Genomic DNA, 22,625 nt, shown 5'->3' on the forward strand with positions numbered 1-22,625 from the left:
TCAAGATAAGAATATGCTTATTATACTCATTTGGAGAATAATAGGCTATGCTGATCGCCTCCGCACGTACGGCCACGCTCTACGATCGGGTACGGCGTGTCATTCCGCCCATCGAGTGGCCCGCCTTCACCGGTGATATCGAAGCCATCCTCGATCTGAAACAGCAGCGAAACGCCGTCATCCTGGCGCACAACTATCAGACACCGGAAATCTTCCACTGCGTGGCCGACATCGTCGGCGACAGTCTTGCGCTTGCCCGCAAGGCGATGTCGGTCGAAGCCGATGTCATTGTGCTTGCCGGCGTACATTTCATGGCCGAGACGGCGAAGCTGCTCAATCCACAAAAGACGGTGCTCATTCCCGACTTGCAGGCAGGCTGTTCACTTGCGGACTCCATTACCGCCGAGGACATCCGGCTGCTGCGCCAACGCTATCCCGGCGTGCCGGTCGTGACCTATGTCAACACATCGGCCGAAGTGAAAGCTGAGTCCGATATCTGCTGTACCTCAGGCAATGCAAAAGCGGTCGTGGAGTCGCTGGGTGTTTCTCGGGTGATCATGTTGCCGGACGAGTATTTGGCCCAGAATATCGCTGCCCAGACCGACGTGCAGATCATCGCCTGGAAAGGGCATTGCGAGGTGCATGAGCGTTTCACACCAGCCGACATCAGGGAGTTGCGCGCAAGTCACCCGGGCGTGACTGTGCTGGCGCATCCCGAGTGCCCGCCTGAAGTGGTCGCGGAAGCTGACTTCTCGGGCTCGACCGCCGCCATGTCCGACTATGTCGGAAGGCAAAAACCGCCGCGGGTCGTGTTGATGACGGAGTGCTCGATGAGCGACAATGTCGCCGTCGAGCATCCCGAGGTCGAGTTCATCCGGCCTTGCAATCTGTGCCCGCACATGAAGCGGATAACGCTCGCCAACATCCGCACCGCACTCGAGCAAAACCGCCATGTCGTAACCATCGAACCCGGGATTGCCGGACCCGCGCGGCTGGCCGTCGAGCGGATGCTGGCCGTATGAGCATAGACGATCTCGACGGCCGGCCGGTCATCATCGGCGGCGGCATAGCCGGGCTGATGACCGCGCTGCATCTGGCGCCCGAGCCGGTGGTTCTTCTGTCGAGATCGCCGCTTGGCGCGGATGCGTCGAGCGTGTGGGCGCAGGGTGGGCTGGCCGCCAGCCTGGGCAGCGATGATGAACCGGCGCTCCATCTTGCCGACACGCTTGCCGCAGGCGACGGTCTTTGCGATGCGCAAGCGGCAAGGCGCATTGTATACGCGGCGCCCGCCGCGATCGAAAATCTGGCGCACCTTGGGGTTCGCTTCGATCGGACACCCGAAGGAGCTCTGCGCCTGGGACTGGAGGCCGCGCACAGCCGGCGGCGCATCGTTCATGCCGGGGGTGACGGTAGCGGACGGGAGGTCATGCGTGCACTTGTCGCCGCCGTGCGTTCCAGTCCGTCGATTGCGGTCGTGGAAGGCGTGGAAGCGCGGCGGCTGGCCGTGGAGGACGGCAGGGTCACCGGTGTGCTGGCGAGTTGCCCGACAGCTCCGGTGTTCCTCGCCACGGGACGGGTCGTTCTCGCCACTGGCGGGATCGGCGGCCTGTTCCACGATTCAACCAACCCACTGGGCAACTGTGGACAAGGCTTGGCGCTTGCAGCGCGTGCGGGCGCTGTGCTTACCGACCTGGAATTCATCCAGTACCACCCGACTGCGCTTGACGGGCTTGGCCGTCCGATGCCGCTCATCAGCGAGGCGGTTCGCGGCGAAGGCGCAAAGATCGTAGACGAGACAGGCCGGCGTTTCCTCGACAGCGTGCGAGGGGCGGAGCTTGCGCCGCGCGACATCGTCGCGCGCGCCGTCTGGCGACATCTTGCCGAAGGCCATTGCGTCTTTCTTGACGCACGCGAAAAGCCGGGCGCGACATTCGCGCAGCATTTTCCAACGATCGCATCAGCCTGCAGCAAGGCCGGCATCGAACCGGCGCGTGATCTCATTCCCATCCGGCCCGCGCAGCACTATCACATGGGTGGTGTCGCCGTGGATCTGGCCGGGCGCACATCGGTGCCGGGACTTTGGGCCTGCGGCGAAGTCGCATCGACCGGGCTGCACGGCGCCAACCGGCTTGCCAGCAACTCGCTGACCGAGGCCGTCGTTTGCGCGCGCTGGGTTGCCGAGAGTGTAGCCACGTCGCCTGAGCACCGCGGAAAGCCCACGATGGCGCCTGACCTGCCCGCGCCAGATCCAGGACCTGTGCGCCCTCTCTTGTCACGTGCCCTCGGCCTCATGCGGGATGGCGATGGATTGAAAGAGGCTGCACGGGCCTTGCTGCCGCTGGCTCAGCGGCACGATGCGGTATCCGATCCCGCTGCAGTCGCGTTGATGATCACGATTGCGGCCTTGCTACGCCGGGAAAGCCGCGGGGCCCACTACCGGACGGACTTTCCGCATCATGCGGCCGTCGCCCGCCGTTCGCAGACTACGCTCGACGCGGCCATGTCTGCGATGCGGGAACTCGCACACTCCCCAACACTGGAAAGCGTCCCGTGATGAACCTCTCACCACTTCCTGCAATCATGCTCGAGCCTCTGGTACGAGCAGCTCTTCTCGAAGACCTCGGCAGAGTCGGCGACTTGACCACCGACGCCCTCGTGCCGAAGGGCCATCATGCGACAACCGTATTGGCGGCGCGCCAGGGCGGAATTGTTGCTGGCCTCGACCTGGCGATGCTCGCTTTCAGGCTGATCGATCCTGAGGTCGAAATCTTGGTGGAGCGGGCGGACGGAAGTAGTGTCGCGCAAGGGGAGATCATTGCATCGGTGAGCGGTCCGGCCCGGGCCATGCTCACGGCGGAACGGACGGCGCTCAATTTCCTCTGCCATCTGAGCGGCATCGGCACGGCGACCGCATCGATTGTCAATGCAGTCCTGGGGCACAAGGCGAAGATCGTCTGCACCCGCAAGACGACACCCGGATTGCGGGCTATCGAAAAGTATGCCGTGCGCGCCGGTGGCGGTTCCAACCACCGTTTCGGTCTCGACGACGCGATCCTGATCAAGGACAACCACATCGCCATTGCCGGCGGAATTCGCACGGCAATCGAGCGCGCGCGGAGCAGCGTCGGCCATCTCGTCAAGATCGAAGTCGAGGTCGATACGCTGACCCAGCTGGAAGAGGCCTTGGCTCTCGCCCCCGACGCAGTCCTGCTCGACAACATGTCAATCGAGGAGTTGCGCCAGGCGGTTGCCATGGTTGCCGGCCGGGCGATCACCGAGGCGTCGGGCAGGATCACCGCCGCTACGGCGCCCGCCGTCGCCGCGACCGGCGTCGACCTGATTTCCATCGGCTGGCTGACCCACAGCGCGCCGATCCTGGATATCGGTCTCGACTACCGCGAGGTTTGATCGTCGAGCTGACCATCGACATCCGAATGATTGCTTCTCAACACGAATAGGGCAACGGACCAATGCGAAAATTAGTCGCCGGCAAGCTGCACGGTATCCACGTCACCGAGGCGAACCTCAACTACCACGGTTCGATAACGCTGGACCCCGACCACTGCGAGGCAGCCGGGATTCTACCGATGGAATTCGTGGAGATTTGGAACAAAAACTCCGGGGCGCGGATTTCAACCTATGTCATTCTTGGCGAGCGCGGCTCACGATGCTGCATCCTCAATGGAGCAGCGGCCCGCACCTGCCAGCCCGACGACCAGATCATCGTCTGCAATTCCGTCTATCTGGACGAAGCGCAAATCACCTCACTGAAGCCGCGGATCGTCACGTTTGACCAGGACAACCACATACTCGACCGGCTGAGCTACTCCGTCGATCTTGATGCAGATGGTCGATACGGTTTTTCCATCCTTGACGAGGCGAATACGGCTTTAGCCATTCCTGCGCTGGTCTCCGGGGCATGACTTGCCTCGACGCAGAAACGAGTTTTTGGTTGGGGCGACGGTCGAAGCCGTTCAAAGCCCGAGTCCTCGCTTCCGGCCGAAACTCCAATCCACACCGCCATCAGGGCGAGCGACACCCGAAATATGGCTGCCTACTTGTTTCCCGAGTGATGGCGACCACGGCACTAGCCTAAACCCGAGCCCATCATCGATCATGGCAAATCGGCCAGAGGCGAGCGAGAAGCGCCGCCGATAGATGCCGGTTACATTGTCGCCGTCCGCCGTGGTTGTGAAAGGAAGTCCGGTCTCTGTCGCCACCTGCGCGCCGACAGCGCCGATCTCCCGACTGCGCAAAGTATCGATCAGGTTGTGCGCAAGGATGACACGCTGACCCTCGCGCCTGGCGAGGCCCTGCGCGATCAGATGATCGGTGCGATCCGCCAGCGCCCGCCTGATCTCCCTACCGAAGCCGGTTTCACCGAGTTCGGGGGGGTCGCGCGCCAAAAGCTGCCGGTCGAGCCAAGTCGCGCCACCGGCGCGCACCTGCTCTTCGACAGAAAGGTCTGAACGGACGGCGAGTGCGACACGACCACGGCCCCTTGCATCCTCGTAGCGGCGCAGTTCAACGATCGAGCCGGGCGCGGAATCTCCGGTGGCGTCGAGATCATTACAGCGAATGTGATGGACGCGTCCGTCGACACCATCGACGATGGCATAGGCCGAGCCGCGCAGTTCGTCATCCAGGCCACGCTCGACCAGTCGACCAATGACTCGTTTGTCGATCTGTTCCGCCGCGAGTACATAGTCGGCTGCGCCTCTGTCGACGCCTTTCCCGGCGAGACTGCGATGCATGCGCTTGATGATGTCGCCGCGCTCGCCGAGTGCGCGCAAGGCCGGCTCAACCTCTTCGCCAAGCATCCACTGACCAGGACGGATCTCGTTGGCGAGACCAAGACGTTCCAACTTACGCAGCCGCCCGATCTTGACCGTCAGGAACTCGTCGTGCTGGTGGCTACGAGGTGGCGCAAGATCGATGACGCCAAGGCGATCGGCATCGCGAACAAGCTGGCGGTCGAGCTGTGTCCAGCGCTCGGTGTCGATCTGTCGTTCGACTGTTCGGCGGATGTCCTTGTCGGTCCGGGGCCCCAGCGTCTGTGTGAGGATATCGCTTGCCCGGTCGCGCATGCCTTGGCGGATGTAGTCGCGTGAGATGACGAGGTTCTCGCCATCATCGGCCACACCGCGCACGAGAATATGGACGTGAGCATGTTCGGTGTTCCAGTGGTCGATGCCGATCCAGTCGAGCTTGGTGCCGAGGTCGCGCTCCATATCGACCATCAGCTCGCGGGCGAACCCCTTGAGCTCTCCCAATTTGTGGGTGTCGTCCGGTGAGACAATGAAACGGAAATGGTGCCGGTCGTCCCTGCAGCGATCAGAGAAGGCATCATGATCAGCCTCGTCCCTGTCCGCGCCAAACATCTTGGCGCTCTTGCCGTCTCGCGTGACACCCTCGCGACGAAGATATTTGAGATGCGCGGCAAGCGGCGTCGATCCCCTGAACTGCCGGACGACGCGGGCCTTGACGACGGCGCCACGCGAGCGGCTGGTGATGAGGCGGTTGGCGCGGATACTCGCTGATCTGCCGCGTCCAAAGGTGGAGTTTCTTGGCGAAATGATCCGACCCTTGCGCGAGATATGGCCGCCCGCTTGCTGTGCCGCTGCGAGCGCCTGGAAAATGAAGGGACGCGCGCGCTGACTGGCGCGAGAGCGGATGCGGCCGGGGCGGATACGAAAGTTATCGTCCCTGTTCATGGTGGAAGAACCCACGAGGTGCGGTTTCTGTCGGAAAGATTGAACAAATGGCGGTGGTGCACATCGCCGATTACCCGAGCACATCGCAAAGCGAGACAAAAACCATAAGGAAAACAACCAACCGACCGAGCCGCACATCGCGGCCCTTTATCCTGCCATCCCTTCCCGTACTGCCTCGAAACCCACCCTCCCGCCGCAATTTCTGCGACAGAACAGGCCGGAATGCGATTGACCAGGAATTCACCGATCATTGTGATGTCTCGGACGAACCTTGCACAAACGGGCTCTGCGTAGCGGGCGGCGGATCTAACGCATGTTCACTGCGCGAGCCGACCGGTTGCGGTACGAGCGCCGTAAGATCGGTGACAGCTTTGTCCACCGGTGCTCGCACGCCGGGTGAGCGGATCGCTGTGAACACGGTCTCGACGGGGATATCGATCTCGCGCTCGCCTTGCGAAGTTGAGTCATTCCGTGTGTTCATGACGCGCGCGAAAATCGCCGCTTCGAGTGCGCTCGCCCTGCCCGCTCCTTGCCGTGCGCGCATCGGAATGGGAACCGAACCATTGATCAGTGGCGTCAGTTTCCTGACATAGTCGATCGTCTCGCGTGGCAGCGCCCGGCCGGTAACAAGATGCTCTTCGTATCGCCCAGGACCGGCATTGTAAGCAGCGAGGAATCCGTTGCGGCCAAAGCGGTCGAGCATCTCGCGCAGATACGCAGCACCTGCAAAAATGTTGTCGCGCGGCTGATAAGGATCATCGCCGAAGCGATACTTGATGCGTAGTTCCTCCCATGTCGCCGGCATGATCTGCATCAAGCCCATTGCGCCCTTACTCGACACCGCATGAACATCCCCAACGCTCTCGACATGCATGACAGCGCGAAGCAGCCGCTCGGGAATGGCAAAGCGTTTGGCAGCCTCCCGGATATATGCCGACCAGGGATCAGAAGACGAGATGACGCTGCCGACGTGCGCCGGCCGCTCACGATGCGCGGAAGGCTCTGCACAGACAGTAGGCGCTGGGAGGGCGAGCATGACGCTTGCTGACAGTGCTGCAATGCCTCGGCAGATAAAAGCACATGCACGACGATCCCGACGCGCCTGCAGCCTGCCACCGTGCTCGCTCCCGTCAAGGGCAAGGCTTCGCCGGCCAAACCTGATTGCCGCAAACTGCGGCGCCATGAACGTCTTGAACGACGGGCAAGCGTTCGGCCGCCCTTGTCCTTCGCTGCGCGCGGCGGCCGCCTGACAGGCGATCGGGTCGAAGGGTTTGACCGGCGCCCGATCGATCAAAGGGTTTGACGTAGAAAGGCCGCTGAACCGAAATCGGTGCATCCGATCAGCCTCGCTCGTCGCGCTTAGATGGGCGACTCCAATGCAAGGCCCAGACATTTTTCTCAGCATCGGACTGAAACAGATTGGCGTGGATCGGTTGCGTGAAGGATGGGTCGTCGATGGAGACGGAAAGATAGTTGCCTGCCTTCTCGCCGGTGCGATTCCAAGCTGCGCCGATCTCCATGCCTTCACAGAAGACGCGATGGTTTGGCGCGTTTTCAGCATCCGATTTCTCGGCCGGCAGGATGGCAAGCTTCGCGTCGAGCGTCAGCGTTGAGATGTTGCCGAAGAAGCCGTCATCGTTGCGGGTGAAGGTGCCGATCTGGGCCATGGGGTTGCTCCTCTCATGAGCGCTGATGGGGGTTGGTGCGAGCTGTCACGGCTGGCCTGGAGCCGGTTCGCCGGTAGTCTTCGGTGCTAGAGAGGTGCGGACGGCGGTCCAGACCGGGACCGCGCGGCCGATGATCGAAGTCAGCGGGAGCGGACCGAAATAGCGTCCGTCAAAACTGTCGGCCACGTCCCAGTTCATGAGGAAGACCTCGTCGCCAGCGATGACGCGGCAGCCCTGCCAGACGGGCAGCGGCCGGCCACGACTGTCACGCTCGAGCGCACGTCCAAAGGCCACGCCATAGACGATGATGGAGCCGCCTCGCCGGCACACCATCGTGCCGCCGAGTGCCAACACATGCTTCAGCAGCGGCACGCCGTTCGGCAAGTATTCGCGTTGGGCAAGCAAATCCACCAACGGCTTGGGCGGCATGACGACGGCGATATCGGAAACGCCGATCCTGTCGACCGGCTCCACGCGGTAGAGCCCGACCGGGACGCTCGCTGACGCGTTCCAGATCAACTTCGGTCGATGGTCGACCCATGCCGGCGCGGCGACCAGGACCGCGCCGCCGAACATCGCGACGATGATCGTTGCGCGCATGCTCATGGCTCAACTCGGCGGCGGAGGAGCCATGCCTCATGGCGCTGGCGAGTGTAGGGTCTGGGTGCTTCGCGCGCGGCGAGCCGGCTGTGGGCATGCCGCCAGTAGTCCGGAGACACGTCAATGGGATCGATGCCGATCGCTTCGATAGCGTCGATGATCTTCAGCACCTTCTCGACATTCGGCCATCCGATAGCCGTAAGCAGGATGTCGGCACCAGGTCGCACATAGGCGACCGTCGAGCTGCGCTCGCCGGTGGCAACAGCGCGTAGGATATCAATACGGGAAGCGACAGTGCCGAAGTCGTTCGCGGTCCAGCGAACGAAAGCGAAGACGCAGCCTGGCGTGAAGGAGACGACCCGACGAGTGCGGTCGATGTTCCTGTTGGAAGCAACCTTGCCGAACCGGATGTAGTTCTCGATCCGCTTCTTCAGCCACACCAGTTCGACCTGGGTGAGATCGCTCATGCTGGCCTCCATGACAGGAGGCCGGCGGAGAACGTGGCGAAACCGGAGGCGGTGAATTCAGCCGTGCTCCACGAGGAACAACGGACATCGACTATTCTCGGGCTGGCCGAACGATCGTGGCTCCGCTGTCGTCCACAGCCTCGCGGATCGGCGCTTTCCGTTAGAAAGAATCCGAAGGATTCACAGTTAGAAACGTTAGAGGAGCGGGTTCGGCAATCGCTGCAATGACTTAAGCCCGATTCCGGTTCCTGATAGCACGGGAATCCGGTTCCCGATGGCACGGGAGTTGCGGTTCCTGATAGCACGGGCCTGTCCACAGTCATTTCACAGCCCTGGTGATGCGGGCAAGTGGGAAGCGCGGCGTTGCGCTGGCGCTCGCGAATGGATCGGCCGGGTTGAGTTGGAAGTTCAGGCGTGACCGACCGTCGGGATCGACAGAGAGTGCCAGCCGGTAGCCAGGCAGCGGCTGGCGACGGACGATCTCGCGCAGGTCGAAGGTAAAGCGCTTGAAGGGTGACAGGCTGCCGGACTTCGTATGGAGATGGCGGAGATCAAAACTCCAGCCATGGGTCTGGCGGCCACCGTGCTTGCGAACGAGACGATAGAGCCAACGCTCCAGGCCGCCCGTCAACCCGAAATACTGGCGGTCAATGGTGAGGATCAGGGCATCATCGAGAACGCCCGCATAGAACCAGTCGGGCAGGATGAGCTCGATACCGAGCGGGCGCCCGCTGGCGTCCATCCGCTCCTTCCATTCGTTGATCCAGGAGAAGCGATGCCGCCGCCGTTCCGAAGACTGGCGGATGGATGTGGCAACCGTCGTCGATTGCAGGCGGTCAAGCGCGGCTTTCAGCCTGTCGTAGGAGTGAGCGGAGTCGCCCCGCTCGATGAACGCAAGGATCTCGTACGGCGTGGCCGCCATCAGACGCGACGTACGAAGGCCTTTGTCACGTGCATCGACAATCTGACTGGCTGCCCAGATTAGGATGTCGGCGTCCCAGATCGTCGCCATGCCATGTTCGATCGTCGCCTCGACCCGGATCGAAACCTCGCCCATGCGAAAGTCGATCGGTGTCACGCGGCGGGATTTGGCAAGCGAGAAGAACGGCCACGACATCAGGTCTTGGGCATCGCGTGGCGTGATCACACTGGCGCGCGCGTGGAACAGATCAAGGTGTCCCTGATCGGTCGAGCGAAGCTGCATTTTCTTTGCACCGCAGAATCAGGAGACGCGATCGCGCCGGCCGGCATAGGCCGGCGCGCGGGCGGCATGCGGCTTGGCAGGCGGAACAAATGTCGCGTTGGCATCGCTGGTGGAAGTGCGCGCACCAAGCTCGATCCAGGCGTGCAGATCGTCGATGTCATAGAGGACGCGACCGCCGACCTTTCGGTATTTTGGGCCTGTGCCATAGGTCCGGTGCTTTTCCAAGGTGCGAGCGCAAAGACCGACAATGGGCGCTGCTTCCTTCGTTCGCAGGTATTTTTGGGGCGCGTCCGCGGGACCCTTCGACATCGCTCGATCTCCATTCGGTTCTGCTGTCGCCCTGGCCTGCCGGGACGCGCGAAACGGACGATGGTCGAATTGAGGAAAGGCGAGGGAGGGCAAACATCGGGTTATGTGTTTTCGCTACCCATGCGAGAAGGGTTTCAGCGATCGGATTTTCGGATGCGGCTGTGAGGATAGAAGAGAAGGTCGCGGTAACCGCCGGCCACAAGACGATCCGCCCTTCGCAGGATCGCTCGAACCTTGTGGCGGAGGTGATGATCGCGCCAGTCTCGAGGCGGGATCGACTCTCGTGACAGAAGCACCTCCGCGATCTCGCGGTAGACGGCCCCTGCACGACGGGCGTCATAAGCGCGCAGATTGAGAATGTGCCTCGTCTTCGTTTGCTTCGGCAGCGCGCCGTAGGCAGGACCGGGCGGTCGCCCGTTCAGCGCCCGCCAGAACCGGTGCGCTGCGTCGAGTCGTGTCTCGAATGCCGCATCGAGTGGCAGGATGATGGCGTTGAATTCGGTCGCGCCGCTGCGGATGTCAGTGACGAGATTATTTGTTCCGGTCGATGCCGGCCAAAGAATATGCAGCTCGTCGGCTTTCCAAACGGCGGCGCCGCTGAGTCTGGAAAGTTGGACAGTCTGATGCGAAAGACTGACTGACGATCGGATTTGCGTGGCTCGCAACACGCGCGGCGAGGCCTGTTCCGTCCAGACGATGTTCCCAGCTAACGGAAGCCCGTCACCGGTGACTGTGAAATCGCGCGCCCCAACGAGCGATGAAGTCGGGTGGCCCAACAGGGTCTACGGAACCTGGGAGATGTGACGAAAGCTGGCCGCACTCGGCGACGAAGTCGTCGTTCCGGATCAGATATTCGGCAGCGAACTCCGCAGGCTCGTGGCCTTGCATGTGCGCGAAGGCTTCCGGATCGGTCCAATCGCCTTGCAATGCGCCAAGTCCTCTCCCGATGCCCGCATCAGGTTGCGGGCTTCGGAATGAGCATCCCTGTCGATACGCAAATCGGGTAGTTGGAAAGTCGGCAAACCGCTGTGCTGATTCAGCAAACCATGGCTTGGGACTCTCAGTGTGGCGCACCGCCGGCCAGAAGATATCGGTAGCCGTTCGTCGTTATCCAGCGGGCGCGGGCAAGATGCGTCTCCCACGACCGGAATGCCCGCTCCGGTTCCTGGTCAGGATCTATGTGGAGGACGATCCTGGCCACCTCGCGCCAATCCGCATCTTCCGCCGCCGCGTCGAGCAGGCGGATGTAGGTTAGCAGCCGCTCCTCATCATAGCCGGTCAGGATCGGGGCATTCGGCGCGACGTCGGCGACATCGGGATCGAGCAGCGGCTTAAGCATCGTATCGAATCGCTAATGTTTTGGCGGCGATCCCGAAGGAACTATTATCCAGGTCGAGTTCTGATCATAACGAATAGGAACGATCATTCCTAGAACGATAGTTCCCTTTCTGGTCCCTAATCCGCCATGGATCTCAAGGAGATCATGGCGGTAAACATGCGTCGTCTGCGCCATGACCAGAACGTGACGCAGGAGGAACTGGCCGCCCGCTCTGGACTGAGCATGCGCTACGTCGGGTCGATCGAGCGCGCCCGGGTTTCGGCAAGCGTTAGTGTTCTTGGTAGGATCGCAAAGGCGCTAAATGTGGACCCATGCGAGTTGATCAGAAAAACGACACGGTGAACTGATTGGCGGAATGGCGCACCGGGCCCGAAGTGCACCAGTCGCGAACATGACAGCAGTTGCATCGCGAGCCGGGCGGAGCCCGGCGAGCGGCCGCCGTGTTCAAAGGCGGCGGCATGCGCCGACCCCGATGACCTGGTCGCAAGATATTCTTATTGCTATGACGGTCTCGTTGATAGGGCGGACCTGATAGGCCGCGCGGCGAGACGTTCGCTGCGCGGCCTTTCGTTTCCTCATGCCGCCTTTTCCAACAAGGCCTTCGCCCTGCCTTCGAGCTCCAATCGGCTATCCTGATGCGCCTTGGTGCGGGCATGCGCGGTCATGCCCTGTACGAAATCGAAGATGCTTTCGGGCGGGCGGCCTTCCTCCTGCAAAACTGCCTCGATAATCTTGCCTGTTTCGCTCTTGGAGAAACCGCGCTTGCGCAGGAAGCTTTCGCGGTCTTCGTCGCTACGGGCGACGATCTTCTCACGCGCGGCCTTGATGCCGGCGATGAACGGCGCCGGGCTTGAGTTCGCAAAGCTCGTCAAAGCGGGCGCTGCCTCATGAGCAAAACGAAGTGCTGCGAACTTCGAATGACGGATGCTGATTTCTTCAAAGCCTTCGACGCCCCACAGATTGCGGTTCATGCAAACGGCGCGGAGATAGAAACTCGCAATGCCTAGCGTCTTCGAACCGACCTCCGAATTCCAGCAATAGAAGCCTCGGAAATACAAATCCGGTTCGCCATTCGGCAGCCGTCCGGCTTCGATCGGATGTGTGTCGTCCACCAGAAACAGAAACACGTCGCGGTCGCTGGCGTAAAGCGTGGTGGTGTCCTTGGTCACGTCCACAAATGGATTGTGCGTCATGGTCGCCCAGTCGAGAACGCCCGGCACCTTCCACATGGTGTCACCGGTGCCATTGCCCGCGATCTTCATGACGGCGGCGACAAGCTCGTGATCCCAGATGCGGCCATAGTCCGGGCCGGTCACGGCGCGAAGCTCGACGCGCCCGTCCTCCGTCTCGAGGGTCTTCATCAACTCCGCCCGATGGCTCAAAAGGCCATGCTGCAAATTGATGCCTGCCAGAGGCGCAGGAAGCTGGCGCATGTAGGTTGCCGGTGCGCTGACAAGACTGCAAAGCTGGCCAAAACTCCAATGCGTGGGCGCAATCGGTTGCTCCTGTCCGGGGACGATAAGCGAAAGCCGCTCTGCATTGTCGCGGGTCGCTTCGACGCGAACCGCACGGCTCTCGACGGTACGGGCGGTAGCGCGGTCCGCTCTCTGCTTCACGGCATCAAAAAGCTCGGTGAGGCTCAGATAGCGCTCGTCATCGGGACGCGAAAACCATTCCGAAGAAACCCGCCCGATCCGCTCGCCGCGCGAGATGTCCACTCGAAAGCCACTTGAAGCCGGCTGCTGCTGGCGGTTGCTCTCGCCGTCGATGATGGTGGTCATGTTCATTGTGCTCACTCCTTTTTCCGTTGATACCGAAGGCATGTCCTGCGGCATGCCTTCCGGGGGCGCGTGAGCGCGCGGGAGTGATGGGGGCCAATGCCGGCGCGCGGAGCCGGGCTGCACGGTCGAGCGGAGCTCATGGAAAGTGGCGACCATTGCTGCAGTCGGTAGCTTTGCGAGCCGGCGGCGCTGCTCTGCACAGGCGGCAATGGCGGGGAAGCGAGGGGAAGCTCCTCGCTTCCCAACCGATCGGTAAGGTTATCCGCTGCCGATCAGAACGATAAAAGCGAAGCTTTCCTTGATAATATTGGCGGGTGATGTGGATTGTAGAGAGGAAACCGATTATTTACCTGATTGGCGGAATGGGTAAATCACACGTTTTTAAGTGCGTCCAACAAGACAAGAGGAAACTCTATGATCATTTCTCCCGAACAAGATGGCCAACTGGATACCGTATCGATCGCTGCCGATATTGTCGCTGCCTATGTGTCGAACAATCCACTGCCGGTCGGCGAGCTGCCAAAGCTGATCGGCGATATCCATGCCGCTCTGAAAGGCATCGGCACGCCGACCACGGAACCAGTGGTCAAGCAGGAACCGGCAGTATCGATCAGAAAGTCCGTGACGCCGGACTTCATCATCTGTCTGGAAGACGGAAAGCAATTCAAATCACTGAAGCGGCATATCGGAGTCCATTATAATCTGAGCCCCGACCAATACCGGCAGAAATGGAGCCTGCCATCCGACTATCCGATGGTGGCGCCGAACTATGCCGCCACGCGCTCGGCCCTGGCGAAGTCAATAGGGCTCGGGCGCAAGGCGGCGACGCCCACACCTGCCGCGACAGAAAAACCAAAACGGGCTGCTCGTGCGGCAGCAGCGACGACTGCGGCAGCCATCAAGTCGCCGCTGAAGAAGACGCGCAAGGCACCGGTCAAACCCTAGCGCGCTGCGCCTGGCGGACGTGCCAGGCCGTGTAGGACCTGAACATGGCGAAGCCCCGCCTTTGCGGCGGGGCTTCGTGTTAGGTCGGATCACTCTGCGGTGCGGCGGGACCAGATGAGCGAGTAGTCGCCCTCGCTGTCGGTCTCGACCAGGCTCGCATAGATCGGAGCGGGGAAGCTGGGATCATCGAGCTTGACGGAGTGGTAGTCGCGGCCCTCGCGCGAGGTCTTCTTCCATGCTGCGCCGAATTCGGTGGCGCCGGCGAAGATGCGGAAGTCCGGGCCCTTGTCGTTGTCGCCTTCTGCCGGGGCGAACGTCACCGTCTTGACGTTGAGGTTGAGGGTCTTGACCGAGCCGGAGAAGCCGTTCGCGGTGCGCGAAAAAGTGCCGATCGTAGCCATTGTGGTGGTTCCTTCTGTTTTTCTCGGGCCGCGCCCATCGCGGCCTCGATGGTGGTCATGAGACCGGAGACGATCGGTCCGCATCCCGAAGGGGCTGAAACGGAGTGAAAGACGGCGGCGCGAGGCTTTCTTGGCCCGCGAGGAATGGACGCGTAAAGACCGGGGTCCCTGCCACGCCTGCGTGGTGGGGTGGTGCGGCCAGGGGAAGAAAACGCAGCGCCGACGTTGCGAGAAGACGATCGAGGCTGAGCGAAGCGAAGGCGGTCTTCGGTCAGACCCAATCCATTCGAGGGCGCAGTGGGCGTGGCTTGGAACGAACAGCCAACTCGGAACCCCATTGTGGCGACAGTGATCGGTCACCCGCTTCGCACCGTGAGCGCTTCTCCATTGCGTGAGGACAGGGAGCCTGCCTCTCAACCACGAGGCGATGTCGAACGCCGCCCGCATAGAAGTGTCCATGAAATGACCGGCCCTAGCCCCGCTCTTGGCCCCGAACCGCTGTCACTGTGCTGCGGCGGAACACAGTGCTCTTGCCGGGGCCAGAGCCTGCCATGCTGCCACACACCGTGACGACCTTCCCCTCTCCGCTCGATCAACGCGGAAATGGTCGAGAGCGAAGACGAGTATGCTCATACGGGATTCTCAGCCGCATCACCGAATGATCCGACTCCCGTGGCCGCGCACGGCGGTGAGGCAGTACCGGAAAGGTCCGCCACCGCCCTTGGCGTTAAGCGCTCGATACCAAGGTCAAGAGATCCGCTGCCTGACTTTCTTGACCGCGGTGATGGAAATGCCAGATCCAACCCTTAGTTTGCTACGGATTCCATTTCCTGGGGCGATGACAGTGAGGAACCGCCTGTGGCATAAGGCCGGCCGTTGAACCAACACATACAGAAGGGATGGAAACGATGGCCGTAAACACGATCGATATTGCCGAACGCCTTGCAGACGCGCATGGCCTTTCGAAAACCCAGGCGAAGACCGTCGTCGAGGATGTGCTGAAAGGCATTGCGGAGGCCGCTGCCAAGGGTGAGGAAATCAGCCTCACCGGGTTCGGCAAGTTCAAGGTTCAGAACAAACCGGCGCGTGAGGGGCGCAATCCGTCGACTGGCGCCACGATCAAGATAGCGGCTTCGAAGAAGGTCGTCTTTCAGCCGGCAAAGGCCTTCAAGGACGCGGTAAACGGCTGATCATCCGTAGAACGTCGATGCGCCTCGGTTGCGAGGCGCTGTCATGCGGGACGATGGCGCCCAGGCTACGACAATCGAAGTGCTCTTGACGGCTCTCATTGCTGCGATTCCTGACGTGCGGCAGTCGAGGTCCCCGGTCGCGCCAATGGCGCGGCCGGAAAATTCACGGGGTTAGCTGAAAAGCTGGCCGGAACCGCATCGCGGCTCCGGCCACTGCGGCTCACTCGGCGGCGATGTTGAAGGGCTCCCCCTCTGAAGCCGGAGCACCACCATCGGCCAACGCAGCATTCGCCACGTCCGGCTCGGAGGCATCCGGCTCCATATCGATACCTTTCGCCAATTTGGCGTCGGCATCTTCCTCGTCCCGGAGGCTGCCAAACACGGCCGGTTCTTGGGTCCGCATGATGGCGGGAAGCCATCCCGTTCCGGCAAGAAGCTGCTCGGCGGCTTCCGCCATAGGCTGCTTTTTCAAGGTCGATAGCCTGTCCACTGCTTCTTCGCTGGCGGCTTCGCGCACGGCGTCGAGGATATGTGCCTTGGTGATACGCCCGAGATACGTCCTGACGGTCGGTCTCCAATGTGCCGTCATGTCGAGATTGACCGCCCTCGCCAGCCTGTCCGCAGTCTCGTGGGCGCGAGGCTTGCGCTCCCAAGGCTGCTTTACCGCATTGACGGTGAGCGCGGCGCAATGGGCGAACAACGCCATGACACTGGCATGGTCGAGCGAGGCGATGAAGCCCCATAGGTCAGCCACGTCGCGAGGCATGTCCACAGCCCACTCCGCATGTCGATCCGCCAACGCTTTGCCCGCTGCCGTATCCTCGATGCCGTCCGCGTGACCGGCGAGGTAGGCGCTGGTCGGGCGGATTTCGAGGCAATGGGCTTCTGCACCCTGATAGAAGGTCTGCCCGGCCAGCGCATGAGTGACGGCGATAAGCGCCATATCCGGCTGTTGGCCGAGCGCAAGGCGAAGGCCAAGCGTCCGATGGGCGGTTAGATCGCGGATCAGAAGGTCCGATAGCGGCTCGCCTTCATCTTCCGCATCTTCGTCACTCCCACCATCGGGGTCCGATCCGCTGTCGGTCTCGATGATCTCGCCATCGTCGTTGACGGCGTAGGCGTCGCCGTCTGGCCGCGTTCCGGCTTCCGGTTCAACCTGTTCGTCTTCGGCGCGGATGAACCCACGTTCGACACGGGCCGTTCCGTCATGGGAAAGCACGACGAACACGCCGCCGCGCGCAACAATATCGGGATCGTAGGCGTGACGTAGCGCGTCGATGCGCTCGATCTCCGCTTCAAGCTTCCCGAAACGCTGATCGACATCATTGGGCAGTTCCTCGGCGCTATTCCATTCCTCCGTGAGCCGGTTGAATTCGTCCGATGTCCTTGTGTAGGCGGTCTCGTCTTCCTCCGACAAATCCACCGGTTGCGGGTAGGTGCGGCGCAAGCCGTTTGCGTGTGGAAAGTCGATGTGGACATCCGCCCATTTCCAGCCTTCGGCCTCCCTGACAGTTTCCGAGATGCCTTGCAGCTTCTCGATCACCAGTCGGTCGAGCAAAGCGGCATCCTCGTAGAAGCCGCCGCGATCCTCGGTGAACAGATCGCGCAGGATGGCGCCGCCGGCTTCCATGTAGGCTTCTGCGCCGATGAAGATCGCGCGGCGATCGTTCGCCGCAACATGGGTCCGCGTCAGTTCGCGGCGAATGTTGTAGGGCTCGCGATTGTAGGTCAGGTTTTCGAAAACCTGCTCTTGCCGGGCGTGATCGTCGGTGATGGCGAAAGCCATCAAGTGGTCAAGCGTCAGGTCGCCATCGCGATAGACCTGCATCAGCGTGGGGCTGACCGCGCCCAACCGCAGGCGCTGCCGCACGACATGCGCGGTGATGCCGAAGCGGGCGGCGATTTCCTCCGCACCCCATCCGCGCTCTTCGTGAAGCTCGCGGAACGCCTCGAACTGGTCGGCGGGGTGCATCGCCTCGCGGGTGATGTTTTCGTCCAGGCTGATCTCGCGCGCATCGTTGATGGTGTCGATGATGCAGCGGATCGGCTCGGTCTTCTTGATCTGCTTGCGCTTCACCCGCAGCAACTGCGCCAGCCTGCGGCCTTCGCCGATGCTGACGAAATAGAAGCCGGTTTCCGCGCCCTCCCCGTCGAGCTCCGGCTCCACCACTAGGTTTTGCAGGATGCCTTTGGCGGCGATGCTGGCCGCATAGGCCTCGATGATCGCCTCGCTGTGCGCGGTCTTGCGCGCATTGCGCGGCGACTTCTTCAGCTTGTTCAGCGGAATGAAAACCTCCGCGCCGCGTTCGCCGGCAGTTGTGGTCTTCGCATTTGTCACGTTGATCGTCATGGTTTTCGTCCTTTCCCGTTAGATGCCGAAGGCATGCCCCTCGGCATGCCTTCCGGGGGCGCGTGAGCGCGCGGCAGAGAGGGGGGCGAATGCCGGCGAGCGGAGCTGGGTTGCGCGTCGAGCGGGGCGGATGGGGTCAGTTCAGCGGGTGTCGGTTATGCCCGCCTTGCGAGCGGGCGGCCCCGCTCTGCCGCAGGCGGCATTCGCGGGGGAGAGATGGCCAAGACCATCTCTCCCCCGCGCGATCGCCGGCAATCTGAGTTTGGCCTGTCGCCAAAGGGACCGGACTTGTCGTCCTGTCACGTCACCGCAGCCGCTTCAACCAGCGACAACAGCAGACATCCGGTTCGTCAGTCTCAAATGACCGCATTCCAGTCGAAGGTTGTCTCTTGTGGGTGTGCGACCGATGAGAGTAGGACAGCGCTCGCCCGGTTTCTGGAACCGTCATTCGTGCCGCGCAGCTTGCACAGGAAATTATCAGGACAATGGATACGACAAGCAGCGGACCGGACGACAGTGAATTGGCCGGATTCACGATAGTGGATTTCTATAGAAAGAATGGCGTCTCGCCGGGCGCCGATTTTTTTGTAGTCGGCAGCGGTTCTCTGGAACGGAGCGGCGCGCACGCCTTGCTCTTGACACTGCTAGGGAACGACAAGGGCCCTCTCGTCCAGGAGGTGGTGATAATTCTGCCGCCCGGGCAAACCGAGGAGACGGCCAGGACGGGCATTGAGAACACCTATCGCCAGCAAGCCATTGAGTTGTATTCCCTCGAACAGGAAAAGTCGGACCAGATCACGCTGTCGCCTAAAATACGTTTCGAGACGATGGCGACCTTCGACGCGCCCGCTCTCGTAGAGTTCATCCGGGCATCCCATCACCCGGCCGCTTTCGTCGTGCCGTGGGCGGCGCGATATCGCAAACCACTCGACTTGCCGGCTATTCCCGAAGCTCCCGAAGATGTTTGGGTCCCCGAACTCCACGCCCTTGGCAAATCCGTTGTCGAGACTGTGTATCCCGTGGGTAGCTATGTGGTCTTGGACGCCGGCGAATGGTGGCCTGAACGCCAGCGGCACCAGGACTTGTTGTCGGCGGTCGACCATTGCGGTGTTGCGACTGCGAGCAATCCTGGGCTGTCGGTCCTTGCGGCCACCGCACTCCGACAGCGCTGGATCGGTCTAGCGCGCGCCGGCGAAATCGCCACGGCCCTTGGTGAGATTGCAAGCCAGCCCAGTCTGTCGCCTGCGCAACGCGTCTTCAATCGAATGACGGCCTTCAACGAGGCAGGTTTCATTATCGAGACCGTGGCGGAGTTCACGCGGGAGAAAGACGTCATCGACGCCGAGAAAGGGGACGGCGCTTTGCTCTTTGTCGGACCCGCCATCGAAGCGGGTCTGACCGAGCCAGCCCAAAGCCTGCTCACGCGGGCATATCCTGAGCTCAGTCGCGCTGAAACGATGCAGATGGCGTTACGCCATGCCGACGACTTGGGAGATGCAGCACTGGTCGAAGCGATTGAGGCGACTCTTGGTGAGAGATATCCCCGATCGCCACTTTTGGTCGATCGCTCGGTCCGACGACTCGTTGCGGAGGACCGACGCGGCGACGCAGCGCTGCGGCTCGAAGAAACCGGCAATGCCGATGCTGGCCGTGAGGCGGCCTATCTCCGCTGGCTCGATGCCGAACTCACCGTCGAACCGTTGGAACCTGAACGCTTGCTGGCGAAATGCCGATTAGCCTTTCCGGCGTGTCTGGCCCGAGCCCGGCGAGCCACCGCAACGGCCCTCGAGCGGGCTGGGCGCCGCGCCGAGGCGCTTGATCTTCTCCTTGCTGACGTCGGCGACACCAGCGAACAATCCCGGGCCAATGTCTGGGCTGCGATGGAGATGCTCGAACGCGGTATCCTCACGCTTGATGCGGCATGCGACAGCGCAAGGGCGGCGACGGTTGTGGGCGAGTCCATCCGCTGGCTTTCGCGCAATCCGCTAGACGGCCACGTCCGATTGAAGGTCGCAGACCTTCTGTCTCCGCAGATGATCGGTGGCGCGGCCTCGACGGCCGTCATTGCGAAAGTCTGTCTGCAATATGGCGAACGCGAAGTAAGCCTCCGTCCCTCTACGCCCCTTGAGCAACGACCGAGGCCGTGTGATCCAAAGCTCTTATCGCCCATTCTGCGCACGGGTATGGAGCACTTTGAGCTGGAGCTTGGGACCGTGCTGGGCCGCTCCCGTTTCCCCGCCGACAAGCTGTCGGTACCCGCCGACGAGGCGGTAGCTGGATTCGTCGAGCTGCTGGAATATGCGGGAGAGACCTACGGCGAAGGGGACGCCACCGCAATCGAGAACTACCTGCTCGTCGCCACGTCGCTAGCCACTCTTGGCACGCAGCCTGACGCTGACCTGATGCTACTGCGAACTGCGGGGGGAAAGTTTGCGCTGCATGGTCAAGCTCAGCGCGCTCGTGACCTCGCGGAGCACGCACTCAACATTGCCGGAACGGACCCGCATCGGATCAGAGTCGCTTGGTACAGCTTCGCCGATCTCTATCACCGGTCAGGCAATGTGATCGAAGCTCTCATTGGCTATGCTTGCGCCTTGGCGGCCGACACCGCGGTGGATGGAGACCAACTGTGGTACGAGAGCCACCTTGGTATCCGCCTTTTCCGCGACATTGGTCTCATTCCACTCCTTCCTCCCCTAATGGCGCGCGCCCGCGCAGCGCTCGCCATCGCTGGTCTGACGGAAAGTCGAGGTCATTGGCTCGATACGATTGAGTTGCAGATCCGTCTGGCTGGCGTCAACCGGAAGGCGCTCGACGTGGACGAAGCTGCCGGCCTGATGGCGGACACGACGGCCAATCTGCGGGCTGTCATTGAAAACAACGACGATGCTGGGCCCGCCACCATGTTGCTGGCTTCCATCGCCCGCATCGCCCGACATGCCGGAATCCCAGTCCCCAAAGATGTCGAGGCGGCTATCGCCGAGGGGCGGGCTCGGCTGGGCGATCTGGCGCAAACCCTTCTCGCCATCACCACCGACGCGGCGCCAGACAAGAAGGCTGTCGCGCGCCTTGCAGCCGCGATCGACGCCGCCCGCTACGCCGACGATGTCGGCTTTGACCTGCGCCATCTCGCGATCGGAGCAAAACGTCTGCTGGAGGTAGGGACTGACGATCCTGACACGGCAGCCTTCGCCATCGAGATCATCAGCGACCTTGGGTTGCCAGCGCCGAGCGGCGGGCGTGTGACAGAACTTCCAAAGGAGGTTGGAGCGCCTGCGCGATATGCCCGTGAGGTCGCTGCAGAGGGCATTGACGTTGTCATGCTTGGGCTGGCCAACGACAAATTGACCCGCGTGATCTTTTCGCAAACTGACGCGTCGATCGTGGTGGAGGACGAGGAGACCTTTTCAGGCGCGTCGCTGCGCGAATGGCGCGAGCGCTATCCTCATGCCTACCAAGATCCGAAGCGCGATACGTCGCACGATTTCTTCCTGAGCACGCGCCATTTGGGACTGTCCGCACTCCCCGCGCGGGCAGTCATCGTTGCCGAGACCGGGCTGCAGGCGCTGCCTCCCAACATTCTTCAGATCAACCGCCAGCTGGCGGGTCAGGAGCATCGTCTTGCACTCGCACCCTCCATCACATGGCTTCGCGACGCGCGTCGGACAGCATTCAAAGGTGATGGGGCCATTCGCGCCTGGATCCCCGACGCTGAGCCCGCAGAGGGGCTGCCCGCTCTTGCCGTGCTTGCAAGTCGCCTACGAGCAAGCTTTGAAAATCATGCCGTAGAACTCTTCAATGGTGAAGCCACGCCGACGGAACTGTCAAATTCCGATATGGTTATTATCGGCGCTCATGGCGGCGTCGGCGAGGACAAACGCTATTTCCGCGTCGTTACCGATGATGTCGATCTTGCGCTGGCATCGTCGACTGTGTCTGGAGCGTTGCGGGATATCGGCGTGGTTGTGCTGTTCGTGTGTTCCGGAGGTCGGATCGACAAGCATCCCGGCGCAAGCACGACCATCGGGCTTACCAAGCAACTGCTCGCGCGCGGATGTCGGGCGGTCGTGGCCCCGCCCTGGCCGCTCGATACTTCCGTGCCCCCTGTATGGCTGCCAACCTTCCTTGATCGATGGATGGCACATGCGCCAGTGATCGACGCGTGCTTTGACGCCAATGCGGCCGTACGTGCCGTGCGCGGCGCGGAGCCTGCCGCCGATCTGGCTATGACGGTCTATGGCGATCCATTGATCGCCCGAGCGGAACGGTGAACGGTTGCCGGTCTGCTGCATGCCCTTCGGCCACCGAAGAATCCGATGGCAACTGCGATCCACGTCATCGCGAGCTACACGGTTGGCGTCGACCGCAATAACTTCGAATGGCAAAACGGTTCGAGCACGCGCTTGCACGTGCAAGGCGCAACACGAGTTCTAGAACGCCCGGAAATGTCAGTAGGAACGCCCACAGACTCATCTGACCCTTGAAACGTGAAAAGCGTATGCTATGTTCTATCTTTGTTCTCATCGATACTGGCCAAAGCGATTGTGCGACAGTGCGCACGGGCGCAGGCAAGGGAGGCTAAGTCGGACTGGTGTAATGGATGACAGGAGATTGCTGCTGAAACCGGAAGCCAATGGTAGGACCCGCTAGGTTTCTGC

Annotated in this window: 21 protein-coding genes; 8 read left to right on the forward strand and 13 right to left on the reverse strand. The window is 61.8% G+C overall.

Translation table 11 applies throughout. The features are described from left to right. Positions 1–47 precede the first annotated feature (47 nt). The 4 genes from nadA to panD all read left to right on the forward strand — a co-directional run bounded on the left by nadA (position 48) and on the right by panD (position 3,923). Entirely contained in the window at positions 48–1,022 is a 975-nt protein-coding gene (gene nadA, locus AC1DXU_RS03520) for a quinolinate synthase NadA (protein WP_477364408.1), read from the forward strand. Next, positions 1,019–2,554: an L-aspartate oxidase gene (locus AC1DXU_RS03525; RefSeq protein ID WP_477364411.1), complete on the forward strand. Its 1,536-nt coding sequence runs from the start codon at positions 1,019–1,021 to the stop codon at positions 2,552–2,554. Before nadA ends, AC1DXU_RS03525 begins: the two co-directional genes overlap by 4 nt. Further along, positions 2,554–3,408, forward strand: coding sequence for a carboxylating nicotinate-nucleotide diphosphorylase (gene nadC, locus AC1DXU_RS03530; RefSeq protein ID WP_477364414.1), 855 nt, complete (start codon positions 2,554–2,556; stop codon positions 3,406–3,408). The genes AC1DXU_RS03525 and nadC overlap by 1 nt, the downstream gene beginning before the upstream one ends. A gap of 62 nt (positions 3,409–3,470) precedes the next feature. Next, a complete protein-coding gene (gene panD, locus AC1DXU_RS03535; protein ID WP_477364417.1) occupies positions 3,471–3,923 on the forward strand; it encodes an aspartate 1-decarboxylase in 453 nt (150 codons plus the stop codon). A 51-nt stretch (positions 3,924–3,974) separates the two neighbouring features. On the opposite strand, the gene AC1DXU_RS03540 is transcribed toward panD, so the two are convergent. From AC1DXU_RS03540 to AC1DXU_RS03585, 10 genes are all read right to left on the reverse strand, one after another. Next, complete coding sequence (locus AC1DXU_RS03540) at positions 3,975–5,714, reverse strand: relaxase/mobilization nuclease domain-containing protein (RefSeq protein WP_477365997.1); 1,740 nt, start codon at positions 5,712–5,714, stop codon at positions 3,975–3,977. Between the two features lie 247 nt (positions 5,715–5,961). Then, a complete protein-coding gene (locus tag AC1DXU_RS03545) occupies positions 5,962–7,050 on the reverse strand; it encodes a lytic transglycosylase domain-containing protein (RefSeq protein ID WP_477364420.1) in 1,089 nt (362 codons plus the stop codon). A 4-nt stretch (positions 7,051–7,054) separates the two neighbouring features. After that, the gene (locus AC1DXU_RS03550) at positions 7,055–7,381 is read right to left on the reverse strand and encodes a DUF736 domain-containing protein (RefSeq protein ID WP_477364423.1); all 327 of its coding nucleotides are present in this window, start codon (positions 7,379–7,381) and stop codon (positions 7,055–7,057) included. Positions 7,382–7,426: 45 nt separating this feature from the next. Then, the gene (locus AC1DXU_RS03555) at positions 7,427–7,987 is read right to left on the reverse strand and encodes a S26 family signal peptidase (protein ID WP_477364426.1); all 561 of its coding nucleotides are present in this window, start codon (positions 7,985–7,987) and stop codon (positions 7,427–7,429) included. Continuing rightward, a complete protein-coding gene (locus tag AC1DXU_RS03560) occupies positions 7,984–8,448 on the reverse strand; it encodes a DUF2840 domain-containing protein (RefSeq protein ID WP_477364429.1) in 465 nt (154 codons plus the stop codon). The genes AC1DXU_RS03555 and AC1DXU_RS03560 overlap by 4 nt, the downstream gene beginning before the upstream one ends. A gap of 319 nt (positions 8,449–8,767) precedes the next feature. Beyond that, positions 8,768–9,652 (reverse strand): replication initiator protein A, encoded by an 885-nt coding sequence (locus tag AC1DXU_RS03565; protein ID WP_477364432.1) that lies wholly within the window; start codon positions 9,650–9,652, stop codon positions 8,768–8,770. Between the two features lie 18 nt (positions 9,653–9,670). Further along, complete coding sequence (locus tag AC1DXU_RS03570; RefSeq protein ID WP_064994699.1) at positions 9,671–9,961, reverse strand: helix-turn-helix transcriptional regulator; 291 nt, start codon at positions 9,959–9,961, stop codon at positions 9,671–9,673. Positions 9,962–10,095: 134 nt separating this feature from the next. Further along, positions 10,096–10,737, reverse strand: coding sequence for a DUF2285 domain-containing protein (locus tag AC1DXU_RS03575; RefSeq protein ID WP_477364435.1), 642 nt, complete (start codon positions 10,735–10,737; stop codon positions 10,096–10,098). Then, positions 10,682–10,849 (reverse strand): transcriptional regulator domain-containing protein, encoded by a 168-nt coding sequence (locus AC1DXU_RS03580; RefSeq protein WP_477366000.1) that lies wholly within the window; start codon positions 10,847–10,849, stop codon positions 10,682–10,684. The genes AC1DXU_RS03575 and AC1DXU_RS03580 overlap by 56 nt, the downstream gene beginning before the upstream one ends. 172 nt (positions 10,850–11,021) lie before the next feature. Continuing rightward, a complete protein-coding gene (locus tag AC1DXU_RS03585) occupies positions 11,022–11,300 on the reverse strand; it encodes a DUF2285 domain-containing protein (RefSeq protein WP_477364438.1) in 279 nt (92 codons plus the stop codon). A 126-nt stretch (positions 11,301–11,426) separates the two neighbouring features. On the opposite strand from AC1DXU_RS03585, the gene AC1DXU_RS03590 reads away from it, so the two are divergent. After that, a complete protein-coding gene (locus AC1DXU_RS03590; RefSeq protein WP_136616935.1) occupies positions 11,427–11,642 on the forward strand; it encodes a helix-turn-helix domain-containing protein in 216 nt (71 codons plus the stop codon). 233 nt (positions 11,643–11,875) lie between these two features. Here the strand turns inward: AC1DXU_RS03590 and AC1DXU_RS03595 are convergent, their stop codons facing one another. Further along, entirely contained in the window at positions 11,876–13,081 is a 1,206-nt protein-coding gene (locus tag AC1DXU_RS03595) for a DUF932 domain-containing protein (protein WP_477366003.1), read from the reverse strand. A 414-nt stretch (positions 13,082–13,495) separates the two neighbouring features. Here AC1DXU_RS03595 and AC1DXU_RS03600 point away from each other — a divergent pair, with 414 nt between their 5' ends. Continuing rightward, the gene (locus AC1DXU_RS03600; protein WP_477366006.1) at positions 13,496–14,026 is read left to right on the forward strand and encodes a Ros/MucR family transcriptional regulator; all 531 of its coding nucleotides are present in this window, start codon (positions 13,496–13,498) and stop codon (positions 14,024–14,026) included. 89 nt (positions 14,027–14,115) lie between these two features. Here the strand turns inward: AC1DXU_RS03600 and AC1DXU_RS03605 are convergent, their stop codons facing one another. Then, the gene (locus AC1DXU_RS03605; RefSeq protein ID WP_477364441.1) at positions 14,116–14,427 is read right to left on the reverse strand and encodes a DUF736 domain-containing protein; all 312 of its coding nucleotides are present in this window, start codon (positions 14,425–14,427) and stop codon (positions 14,116–14,118) included. Between the two features lie 863 nt (positions 14,428–15,290). On the opposite strand from AC1DXU_RS03605, the gene AC1DXU_RS03610 reads away from it, so the two are divergent. Then, complete coding sequence (locus AC1DXU_RS03610) at positions 15,291–15,617, forward strand: HU family DNA-binding protein (protein ID WP_477366009.1); 327 nt, start codon at positions 15,291–15,293, stop codon at positions 15,615–15,617. A 220-nt stretch (positions 15,618–15,837) separates the two neighbouring features. On the opposite strand, the gene AC1DXU_RS03615 is transcribed toward AC1DXU_RS03610, so the two are convergent. Next, positions 15,838–17,967, reverse strand: a complete 2,130-nt coding sequence (locus AC1DXU_RS03615; RefSeq protein WP_477364444.1) for a ParB/RepB/Spo0J family partition protein — start codon at positions 17,965–17,967, stop codon at positions 15,838–15,840. A gap of 485 nt (positions 17,968–18,452) precedes the next feature. Between AC1DXU_RS03615 and AC1DXU_RS03620 the strand changes: the two genes are divergently transcribed. Then, entirely contained in the window at positions 18,453–22,238 is a 3,786-nt protein-coding gene (locus AC1DXU_RS03620; RefSeq protein ID WP_477364447.1) for a CHAT domain-containing protein, read from the forward strand. Positions 22,239–22,625 lie beyond the last annotated feature (387 nt).

This window comes from Mesorhizobium sp. P3_A10, assembly GCF_056403175.1.